This is a genomic window from uncultured Novosphingobium sp. (genome assembly GCF_964277725.1).
GTDB lineage: Bacteria > Pseudomonadota > Alphaproteobacteria > Sphingomonadales > Sphingomonadaceae > Novosphingobium > Novosphingobium fluoreni.
In genome coordinates this window covers 1-6,699 of the sequence record NZ_CAXYKL010000071.1, presented here as the reverse complement: position 1 = coordinate 6,699, position 6,699 = coordinate 1, and the positions used below count along the sequence as shown (strand labels likewise).

Sequence of the window (6,699 nt, the reverse complement as noted above, 5' to 3'; positions counted from 1 at the left end):
CGATCATACGCTTTTGCATCGCAGTTCCTCTTACGTCAGCAATTGGATGGCGGCCTGCACCAACTGGGTCGTGGGATCGATCTGATAGATCGTCCCGTCGCTGTAACGATAATTCGCCTCGTCCGTGTCATAGTAACGATCGCGGTAATCGTAGGGCACGTTGTACACGTCATACCCTTCCGGCATGGCCTGGCCGATCGCGATGTCGCTGCCTGTCAGCAACGCTATGACGTTGCTGATTTGCGAATTGCCGGGATCTACGCCGTAGATCGTATCATCATAGTACCGATACGAATTTGAAGGTCCGAGATCGTAATAGTCGTTATAGTACTGCGGCAGCGCGACCGGCTCATAGGCGGAAGGCCATACCTGACCCAGCGACAACGCACCGCCCAGCAGCGGGATGTAGCTGAGCACCGAGCTTCCGCTGGTGCGCAGCAGGTATCCGTCCGAATAGCGGTAGTCATTGCCCCAATCGGAACCGTACCAGTCCGGGCGATACCAGGCTTCCTCACGCGGGCGCACCAGACCGGGCGGATTGCAGCCGTTGTATTTGCGCGCCAGCCCCGGCGGGCAGCCACGGAAAACGTCGGCTTGGCGGGGCGGAGCGAACGAACCCCAGCTATAGTCGCCAACGCGTGTCACCACGCGCGTGCGCCGGTCTTCCGGCACGGCGAAACGTCGAGGGCCGTCGGGCCCCGGGCCGCCGCGCCATGTATCAGGCCCTGGTGATCGGCCATCAGGGCCTCCCCGAAATTCCGGCCCGCGCTCTGGGCCGCGGCCCCGTCCCGGCCCATCGCGATCGGCCCACTCAGGACCGCGATCAGGCTCGCGACCGGGACGATCATCGGGCGCACGACCGGGGCCGCCGCGTGGTCCATCCCGGTCCGGGCCTCCGCGTTCCGCCCGGCGCTCAGGACCACCGCGCTCGCGACCACCGCGCTCGGGACCACCGTGCTCGGGGCCGCCCCGCTCGGCCTGCGGCGGGCCGCCACGATCACGTCCGGGGCCACCTGCATCCCGACCTGGTCCACCGCGAGGGCCTTCACCACCGCGACCACCGCCCGGTCCACCGCCGGGTCCACCTGGGCCGTCACCCGGACCTTGACCTTCCGCACGGGGGCCACCGCCACCGGGAGGGCCGCCGGGGCCGCCTTTACCACCGCCGGGATCAGCGATCGCCGCGCCGGCAAGCAAAGCCAAGGCGGCAGCGGAAGTCGTCAAAAGGCGAACGCGCATGGTCAATCTCCTTGCGCGTTCAAAACGTAACTTTTGCTAGGTCGTTCCCGCCAGCCACACGCTTTGAGCGATCGGGTGGCGCGGGAATGGTGCCGGCTACAGGATTCGAACCCGTGGCCCCCTGATTACAAATCAGGTGCTCTACCAACTGAGCTAAGCCGGCCCGCGATGAAGCGGTTGCGGCGCCCCATACCGCGAGGAGGGGGCGCCGGTCCAGTGGCTTTGCAGCGTACGTCAGAAGACGGCGCGAGGCTCCGGTTCGTTCATCATCTGCTGGCGGATCAGCGGGATCGGCGCGCCGCCAAACCCGAGGAAGGTGTCGTGGAACGATTTCCACGCCGCCTTGCCGCCACGTGTGGCAGTCCAATCGTCACGCAGCTTACGGATCATCAGCTTGCCCAAGGTGTAATTGAGGTAGGCCGGATCGTAAGTGCCGCGCGCGGCCTGCTGCTCTGCGGTGCCTTCGGTTTGGTAGCACTCCTTCTCGAACATCGCTTCCGACTGCGCCTGGGTCATGCCGCGCGCATGCATGCCCACGGCGGAGAGGAAGCGGCAATCCCGCAGCAAGGCGTTCGAGATCTGGCCGACGTGCACCCCGGCGTCGCCATTGCCGAGGCCCGCTTCCCACATCATCTCTTCAGTGTAGTGCGCCCAACCTTCAGCATAGGCATAAGGTACGAAGATGCGTGCGATCCACGAAGGCGCGCGATTCGAATGCAGGAACTGCAGGAAGTGCCCCGGCATGACTTCGTGCACGCTAGTGAACAGCAGATCGTTCTTGCCGGGGATATAGTCCTGCTGTTTCTGCTTCGACCAAGCCGGATCGGGTGGCGAGATGTAGTAGATCGACGGGATGCCCTTTTCGAACGGTCCCGGCGGGTCGATGTAAGCGCTGTTCTGTCTGTTATAGGGCGGGCTCTCGCGGACCAGAGCCTGCTCGGTGCCGGGGATGGTGGCGAGATCCTTTTCGCGCACGAACGCGGTCAGCTCCGGGATCTGCGCGGCCGCCGCGGCCACGGGGCCTTCCTTCGGCTTATCGGCGTTGAGCTTGTCAAAGCACTGCGCGATCGATTTGCCGGGCGTGTATCGGGCGCAGGCGAGCTTCAGCGCTTCCTGGTTGCGCTTGAGATCGGCACGACCGATCGCCTCGATCTGATCCAGCGGAAGGTCGACCATTTCGGTCTCTTTCAGCATCTTCGAGAAACGATCCGCGCCCATTGGGAAGTTCTGCGTCGCGCTGGCCTGCTGCGTCTTCAGCCACGCGGTGAGGTCCGCCATGGCCTGACCCGCCTTTTCGGACGATGCCTTGAACTGCGCCTGGAGCGCCGGGTCTGCCACATCGGCGAAAGCGGTGCGCGCGTCGCCTCGGTAATATTCGGCGAAACCTCCGAAGCCCGCCACGCCGTACTTCACGAAACTGGCCGGAAGCGGCGTCTTCAGGTTGGCGCGGATGTTGGCGGCGGCCGTGGGGACCGCGTTGAAGAAGTTGATCATCGCCCGCATCCGCGTCGGCTTGTCGGCATATTCGCGGCTGACGTAGACGTTGGGATCGAGCCCGCCGGTGATGTACCAATCAGGGTTGTTGTGCGGGCGATCCGCGTCGACGATCCAGAACAATTCCCGCCGGGCGTAGGAGACGAGGTTATCGCGCTCCATGGCATCCTGCGGCGAAAGGTTGGTGTAAGCGCCAGCGTCGCTCACCACGGAGCGCAGGAAGGCGATACGAGTGGCCAAGCCGGCCTCGCTCCAGTCCGGCAATTTGCCATCGAACCGGTGATCGCCCTGATAGACCGCGGTCGAAGGATCGAGCGTAAACCACTGCTGGATGGTGGCCTGCACGAAGTCCTTCCAGGCGGCTTGGGCAGCGGGCTGGGTGGATGGCGGCGAAGTTTCGGCAACCGGCGGCGCGGTAGCGGTGGTGCATGCGCTGAGCGCCAGGCAGGCGATCCCGGTCAGCAATGTCATTCTTGTTTTCATTGGCGGCCCCTATGATGAACGCGCGAAGGGGTGCCCGCCATTGACGAACACCCCCTCCCGTCGCGAAGTCTGATCTAAGCCGCGCCGAACGTCCACCCCTCTGTAAGCGCTATTTTCTCGGTCAGTTCGGGCGGATGCCAAAGCGCCTTGTCGTCGGCATGGCGGCGTAGCCACGCGGCGGTCAGCAAGGCGTCGGTGCTGTGATCATCCAGCGGGCCGGACAAGCCGGTGGGCGGGGAGCCCAGCTGGACCAGCGCTGCATCCAGGTCCGCGCCGTCTCGAATCTTCGAACGGCCGGCGCGGCGGCTGGCGGCCAGCGCGGCGATGGCGGTATAGATTTCCACGACCACCGAACCGCTTGCGGGAATGTCCCGCCCATCCACCGGCCAAACGAAAACCTGGCTCCGCAGTTGATGAAGCAACCGCATCCCGGTCAGGCTGGATTTTCCGACTTGCGCCGCGCCTACCAGGTTGAAGTTGCTGTACGGCTTGCACCCGGCGCGCTCCTGCGCGGTTTCGGTCACGCGGAAGCGGCCGCGCCGATGGGCGGTGCCCGATAGGTGAAAGCGATCCCCTTCGCGCCCGCCGTGCCGCCGGAAGTAAGGACTGAGATCGGGATGATCGACGAAGCTTCCGGCGCCCAGGTTCGGATCGTCGGCGCAGATCGTGTCGATCAACGCCCACAAGGCCGGGGCATCGGCGGGAGACCGCTCCCACCCGGGGAAGAAAGCCCCACCGTCTTTGAAGGGCAGGGATATGCCAAGATCCATGCCGACCAACGTATCGGCAGACAAGTCGTGCCGCAGATGGCGCAGAACCATCTCGCGCGACCAATGGCGATGATCCGGCGGCGCGAGCAGGCGGGGGGCGTCTCCCTCGATCGAACATTGCGCCAGCGCGATACCCGGCTGGCGCGGGCCCACGGCGCCCGACCAGTCGATGGCCAGGAAGTTCCCGAAACGTGGAGTCATTGGCCGGGCAGCATCCGCGTCCCGTTCGCGTCGAGCGAAGTCGAGTCGTCCCAGAGAGATAGGCCTGAATGCTGTGGGATCGTCAGGCGCTTATTCGGGTGCGCAAACGCCTCATTCCTCACGCCGCTCACGGCGCTTTTTCTCCCACCAATCCATCCGTTCGATCACCTGTCGCTCGAAGCCGCGCGGCACTGGCTTGTAGTACGTCTGCGGTTCCATCTCTTCGGGCCAATAGTCCGCGCCTGAGAATCCATCGGCGGCGTCGTGATCGTACGCGTAGTCCTTGCCGTAGCCGATGTCCTTCATCAGCTTGGTTGGCGCGTTGAGAATGCTGGCGGGCGGCATCAGCGATCCGGTCTGCCGTGCCGACTTGAACGCCGCTTTCTGCGCTGCATAGGCCGCGTTCGATTTGGGCGCGGTGGCGCAATAGAGGCACGCCTGCACGATGGCGAGTTCGCCTTCCGGCGAGCCCAGGAAGTCGTAAGCGTCCTTCGCCGCCAGGCACTGGATCAGTGCCTGCGGGTCTGCCAGGCCGATATCCTCGCTGGCGAAGCGCGTCAGGCGGCGCAAGACATAGAGCGGTTCCTCTCCCGCCGTCAGCATACGCGACATGTAGTAGAGCGCCGCTTGCGGGTCCGATCCGCGCAGCGATTTGTGCAGGGCGGAGATGAGGTTGTAGTGCCCCTCCCGATCCTTGTCGTACACCGCCACGCGCCGTTGTAGAAAGCTGCCCAGCGCCGCCGGGTCGAGCGGGGCGTCCAGCTTCGCGGCATAGAGCGTCTCGGCCTGGTTCAGCAGGAAACGCCCATCGCCATCCGCGGATGCCACCAGCGCCTCCCGCGCCGCGGGCGTCAGGGGCAGTGGGCCTTCAAGCTCTTCTCCCCGCGCGAGCAGGGAGCCGAGCGCTGCCGCATCCAGCCTGTGCAGGATCAGGACCTGGGCACGGCTGAGCAGCGCGGCGTTCAATTCGAAGCTGGGGTTCTCCGTCGTCGCACCGACAAGCGTAACGGTGCCGCGTTCCACGTAAGGAAGGAAGCCGTCCTGCTGCGCCCGGTTGAAGCGATGGATTTCATCCACGAAAAGCAGCGTCCGCTGCCCGGCCTTCGTCGCGATATCGGCCTCCGCGAACACCTTCTTGAGGTCCGCCACGCCGGAGAACACCGCGCTCACCGCGGCAAAGCGCATCCCCACCGCATCCGCCAGCAATCGTGCGATGCTGGTCTTGCCGGTTCCGGGCGGCCCCCACAGGATCAGCGATGACAACCGTCCTGCCGCCACCATCCGACCGATCGCGCCTTCCGGCCCCGTCACATGTTCCTGCCCCACGACCTCGCCCAGATCCTTGGGGCGGAGGCGGTCGGCCAGGGGGGCGTCGGCGCGCGTCGGCTCGGGCGGCTGGGCGGGCAGGTCATCGGCGAAAAGGTCGGCCATATCCGCCATCTAGCGATTGCCCGGTCGGATTGCATCGGCAAACCGGTGCGCCTACGATGCGCCACCGTGACCATCGAACCCGACACCGCGAAACAGATCGACCCGGAGGTAAAAGCCCCGCTGCACCTGTGGGTCGTCGGCATCCTCAGCCTGCTGTGGAGCGGATATGGCTGCTACGATTTCGTGATGACCAACGTTCGTGACGCGGGTTACCTTGCGCCGCTGCCGCCGGACATGATCGACTACCTCGATGCCTATCCGGCCTGGGTGGTGCTGGGCTGGGCCGCTGGCGTTGGCTTCAGCCTGATCGGGGCGCTGTTGCTGCTAGGCCGGTCGCTGTGGGCGGCGTATGCCTTTGCTTTCTCAATACTGGGTCTGGCCACCACGCAGGTCTATGACTTCGCCACCCCGACCCCGCCCAGCATGAAGACCGCCGCTAACTGGGGAATGACGGGCCTGATCTGGATCGTGGCGGTAGGCCTGCTGCTCTATGCCATTCGCATGCGGACCCGCCGCGTCCTGACTTGAATGGAGCATTTTTCGGCAAGGGCATCACGTGCGGAGGTCGAGGGGCCTTAGCCGCCGGACTTGGTGCGAACGAGGCGCAGGTATGTGTCGGCGACGGCCTGATTGATCCGATCCCAGCTGAAATCTGCCGCTCGTCGTTCGCCTGCCTGACCATGGCGTGCGCGCAGGTCCGGGCTTTCGCAATAGGCGCGCAGGGCCTCGGCAAATTGATGCACCGCGCCCGGCCGGACCAGCCTGCCAGAGACGTGATCCTCCACCAGACTCTCGCTGCCGGTGGCTGCCGCCGCCACGACCGGCAGGCCACAGGCCATCGCCTCCAGGGTCACATTGCCGAATGTTTCGGTGACGGATGGGTTGAACAGCAAGTCCATGCTGGCGACCGCGCGGCCCAGGTCCGCCCCGGCCTGAAAGCCGACGAAGGCTGCGCCGGGCAGGCGGCTCTCGAACCACTCGCGCGCGGGGCCTTCGCCGATGACCATCACCTTGTGCGGCACGCCCCGCCGCCGCAATGCGTCGATCGAATCGGAAAAGACGTCCAGCCCCTTTTCCATCA

At 65.2% G+C, this 6,699-nt stretch carries 7 protein-coding genes and 1 tRNA gene; 1 reads left to right on the top strand and 7 read right to left on the bottom strand.

Translation table 11 applies throughout. From position 1 onward, the window contains the following. Positions 1-30: 30 nt before the first annotated feature. The 6 genes from ACHWRX_RS04245 to ACHWRX_RS04220 form a co-directional block, all read right to left on the bottom strand. Positions 31-648: a hypothetical protein gene (locus ACHWRX_RS04245; RefSeq protein WP_288486883.1), complete on the bottom strand. Its 618-nt coding sequence runs from the start codon at positions 646-648 to the stop codon at positions 31-33. Further along, positions 642-1,118, bottom strand: a complete 477-nt coding sequence (locus ACHWRX_RS04240; protein WP_394658212.1) for a hypothetical protein — start codon at positions 1,116-1,118, stop codon at positions 642-644. Before ACHWRX_RS04240 ends, ACHWRX_RS04245 begins: the two co-directional genes overlap by 7 nt. Before the next feature lie 208 nt (positions 1,119-1,326). Further along, positions 1,327-1,402: transfer RNA gene (locus ACHWRX_RS04235), tRNA-Thr, on the bottom strand. A 71-nt stretch (positions 1,403-1,473) separates the two neighbouring features. Next, positions 1,474-3,204, bottom strand: a complete 1,731-nt coding sequence (locus ACHWRX_RS04230; RefSeq protein ID WP_394658211.1) for a DUF885 domain-containing protein — start codon at positions 3,202-3,204, stop codon at positions 1,474-1,476. Positions 3,205-3,290: 86 nt separating this feature from the next. Further along, positions 3,291-4,187 carry a hypothetical protein gene (locus ACHWRX_RS04225; protein ID WP_394658210.1) on the bottom strand — a complete coding sequence of 299 codons (897 nt, stop codon included), beginning with the start codon at positions 4,185-4,187 and terminating at the stop codon, positions 3,291-3,293. A 111-nt stretch (positions 4,188-4,298) separates the two neighbouring features. After that, positions 4,299-5,618: a replication-associated recombination protein A gene (locus tag ACHWRX_RS04220; RefSeq protein WP_394658209.1), complete on the bottom strand. Its 1,320-nt coding sequence runs from the start codon at positions 5,616-5,618 to the stop codon at positions 4,299-4,301. A 66-nt stretch (positions 5,619-5,684) separates the two neighbouring features. Here ACHWRX_RS04220 and ACHWRX_RS04215 point away from each other — a divergent pair, with 66 nt between their 5' ends. After that, positions 5,685-6,146, top strand: a complete 462-nt coding sequence (locus tag ACHWRX_RS04215) for a hypothetical protein (protein ID WP_394658208.1) — start codon at positions 5,685-5,687, stop codon at positions 6,144-6,146. A gap of 47 nt (positions 6,147-6,193) precedes the next feature. Here ACHWRX_RS04215 and ACHWRX_RS04210 read toward each other — a convergent pair. Further along, positions 6,194-6,699: glycosyltransferase (locus ACHWRX_RS04210; protein WP_394658207.1), on the bottom strand; the 506-nt coding region annotated here is incomplete at its 5' end.

Coding starts and splice junctions, on each gene's coding strand:
- ACHWRX_RS04230 (WP_394658211.1), bottom strand. CDS start 3,204: ATGACATTGCTGACCGGGATCGCCTGCCTGGCGCTCAGCGCATGCACC.
- ACHWRX_RS04225 (WP_394658210.1), bottom strand. CDS start 4,187: ATGACTCCACGTTTCGGGAACTTCCTGGCCATCGACTGGTCGGGCGCC.
- ACHWRX_RS04220 (WP_394658209.1), bottom strand. CDS start 5,618: ATGGCCGACCTTTTCGCCGATGACCTGCCCGCCCAGCCGCCCGAGCCG.